The sequence below is a fragment of the Verrucomicrobiia bacterium genome, from assembly GCA_026414565.1.
Lineage (GTDB): Bacteria > Verrucomicrobiota > Verrucomicrobiia > Limisphaerales > Fontisphaeraceae > Fontisphaera.
In genome coordinates this window covers 1-3,060 of the sequence record JAOAIT010000019.1, presented here as the reverse complement: position 1 = coordinate 3,060, position 3,060 = coordinate 1, and the positions used below count along the sequence as shown (strand labels likewise).

Here is a 3,060-nt window from a genome sequence, read left to right as displayed (position 1 = left end):
GGGTGCAAATGGTGGGGAAAATCAAGCATGGCGGGGGGCCGTCTGTCAATCTTGGGGGGGGGGGGTAGATGGGGCGTGGGGCTGGGTGGCGCGCAAGTTGCTTGCTCAAGGATGGGAGAATTGTGTATATGAGGGGCAGCTCAGGATGTAACGCCGTGGAGACGGCTTGGGCGCCGCCGCGGGCGAGGGATATGGCCACCGATTTACAGATGCCGGTTGAGACGCCGTTGAAGTTGACGGAGGAAATCCGCCGGCTGGTGGAGCAACTGGCGGCGTTGAATCATGAGGCGTGGGTGAAGGAGCGGCTGGCGCAGGGGTGGAAGTGCGGGCCGCGTCGGGATGACGAGCAGAAGACCAATCCGTGTCTGGTGCCGTATGCGGAGCTGAGCGAGGAGGAGAAGCAGCTCAACCGGGCGACGGCGCTGGAGACGATCCGGGCGATTTTGGGGCTGGGGTATGCGGTGACGGGGCCGGCGGGGCAGCCGTTGGGGGCGGACAGTGATGCGCGGCAGGTGTTGCAGGAGACGTTGCAGCAGATACGGAAGAATCCGAAGCTGACGGTGGCGGATTTGCGGCGGATCTGGGAGCAACATGCGCCGGCGGTGTGGGGCCAGAGCGTGGAGATTTACCGGCGGGCGGTGGATGCGGCGTTGCGGCTGGGGGAGGCGTTTCTGGCGTTTGACATCTCGGCGGAGGGGCTGCAGGCGTTCAAGGATGATTTGCGGTTGACGCAGCTCCAGGCGCTGGCGCTGGCGCGGACGGGGGCGACGCGGCGGGCGAATGCGATGCTGGATCATTTGCGGCAGTCGGGGCATCAGGACGAGGAGACGCTGGGGATACTGGCGCGGACGCACAAGGATTTTTACACGATGGCGGGGGATCCGGCGGAGCGGCAGCAACACCTGCGGATCAGTTTTGATTTGTATTACAGTTCGTATCAGCGGAATCGGGGGTATTACTCGGGGATCAATGCGGCGACGACGGGTTACATGGCGGGGGAGAAGGCGATTGCGCGGCAGGTGGCGCAGGAGGTGTCGGATTTGTGCGAGCGGACGCTGGAGCATCTGCCGACGGATTCGGATGAGCGGTACTGGCTGGAGGCGACGCTGGCGGAGGCGGCGATCATTCTGGGGGATTTGAGCAAGGCGGAGCAGCATTACCGCAACGCGACGGCGATCGGGGGGGACAAGCTGGCGGTGCTGAGCCGGACGCGGGCGCAGGCGCGGTTGTTGCTGGAGCACATCACGGGGAATGCGAATCTGCTGGATCATTGTTTTCAGATGCCGCGGATGGTGGTGTTTTCGGGGCACATGTTTGACCGGCCGGACCGGCGGCAGGCGCGCTTTCCGTTGTGGCTGGAGGGGCCGGCCAAGGCGGCGATAGCGCGGCGGCTGGAGGCGATGCAGGCGCAGATAGGTTTTTGCTCGCTGGCGTGCGGCGGGGATTTGTTGTTTGCGGAGGCGCTGCTGGAGCGGGGCGGGGAGGTGAACATTGCGCTGCCGTTCAATCAGCGGGATTTTCGGAAGTGCAGTGTGGACATCATTCCCGGGCATGATTTTGGGGCGCGGTTTGAGCGGGTGCTGGCGGCGGCGGCGACGGTGACGGTGTTGAGCGAGTATGGGAATGGGAACGATGGGGCGGCGTTTGATTATTGCAACCGGGCGCTCAACGGCATGGCGTTGTTGAAGGGGCGTTTTTTTGGGCTGGATGTAGTGCCGCTGGCGCTGTGGAACGGGCAGGCGGGGGACGGGCTGGGGGGCACGCACAGTTTTGTGGAGTTCTGGCAGGGCCGGGGCGCGCCGGTGGAGATCATCCGGCTGGACGAGCTGCTGCGGGAGAACTCGCCGCCGCCGGACTGGGACGCGCCGGCGGGGGTGCCGGCGGAGGTGCCGGAGGTTGCGGGGCCGTTGATGCCGCAGGAGATCAAGGCGATGCTGTTTGCGGACATCGTGGGTTTCACGCGGCTGACGGAGGTCCAGGTGGTGCCGTTTGTGCAGCATTTTCTGGGGCAGGTGGCGGAGTTGATGCAGGCGATGCCGCATCCGCCGATCCACAAGAACACGTGGGGGGACGCGGTGTGCTGCGTGTTTGACTCGGTGCGGGATGCGGGGGTGTTTGCGCTGCGGCTGCGGGATTTGGTGCGGGGGACGGACTGGGGGCGGTATGAGCTGCCGCATGAGTTGAACATCCGGATTGCGTTGCACGCGGGGCCGGTGTTTGCGTGTTACGATCCGGTGCTGGGGAAGCTGACGTACAACGGGGCGCACGTGAACCGGACGGCGCGGATCGAGCCGGTGGCGGAGGAGGGGCAGATCTACGCGAGCCAGGCGTTTGCGGCGCTGGCCACGGCGGAGGGGGTGGCGGAGTTCACGTGCGATTACGTGGGCACCAAGCAACTGGCGAAGAAGTACGGGGCCATTCCGGTGTTCTTGGTGCGGGCGGCCTCGTGAGGTATATTGGCGGCATGCGGCAGTTATTGGATTATTGGCGGGGGCGGCTGCTCCAGGCGGGGTGGGTGGTGCTGGTGTTGGGGCTGGCGGGGTGCGCTTCCACGCAGCAGATTTGGAATGGGCGGGTGGGGCAGTACACGTATGATCAGGCGGTGCTGGAGCTGGGGCCGCCGGACAAGAGCGCGACGCTGGAGGATGGGACGCGGGTGGCGGAATGGCTGACGGTGCGCGGGCATGCGGGGCGCTCGATTGTGACGGGGTATGGGTATTACCCCACCACCGCCGTGTGGTATGAGCCGGGGGCGCCGGATATGTTTTTGCGGCTGACGTTTGGGCCGGATGGCAAGCTCAAGGAGTGGAAGCGGGTGTACAAGTGAGCGGGGGCGCGGCGGGGCGAGGGAGGGCTTATTCCAGGGTCAAGTGGCGGATTTCATTTTGTTGGAGGCGCCATTGCATGAGGGTGGGGTGGTCGCCGTGTTTGAGGCGGCGCCAGGTTTCGGGATGATCGCGGCGGGGGAGGCTGGCTTCGCGGACGCCGTCGGCATCGCAGCCGAGGAGGAGGGCGTGGGGTTTGTAGAGGCGGGGGCGGCCGATGAGGCGGAAGCTGTGC

General features: G+C 65.6%; 3 protein-coding genes and 2 pseudogenes. 4 read left to right on the top strand and 1 reads right to left on the bottom strand.

What is annotated here, in order from left to right; all coding sequences use genetic code 11:
* Positions 1 to 209: 209 nt before the first annotated feature.
* From N3J91_05670 to N3J91_05655, 4 genes and pseudogenes are all read left to right on the top strand, one after another.
* Positions 210 to 407 (top strand): annotated as a pseudogene (locus N3J91_05670) (RyR domain-containing protein).
* A gap of 54 nt (positions 408 to 461) precedes the next feature.
* Positions 462 to 1,142, top strand: a pseudogene (locus tag N3J91_05665) (TRAFs-binding domain-containing protein).
* A 789-nt stretch (positions 1,143 to 1,931) separates the two neighbouring features.
* Complete coding sequence (locus N3J91_05660; protein ID MCX8155926.1) at positions 1,932 to 2,450, top strand: adenylate/guanylate cyclase domain-containing protein; 519 nt, start codon at positions 1,932 to 1,934, stop codon at positions 2,448 to 2,450.
* A gap of 14 nt (positions 2,451 to 2,464) precedes the next feature.
* Positions 2,465 to 2,827 carry a hypothetical protein gene (locus tag N3J91_05655; GenBank protein MCX8155925.1) on the top strand — a complete coding sequence of 121 codons (363 nt, stop codon included), beginning with the start codon at positions 2,465 to 2,467 and terminating at the stop codon, positions 2,825 to 2,827.
* Between the two features lie 28 nt (positions 2,828 to 2,855).
* On the opposite strand, the gene N3J91_05650 is transcribed toward N3J91_05655, so the two are convergent.
* On the bottom strand, positions 2,856 to 3,060 hold a 205-nt coding region (locus tag N3J91_05650), incomplete at its 5' end, for a hypothetical protein (GenBank protein ID MCX8155924.1).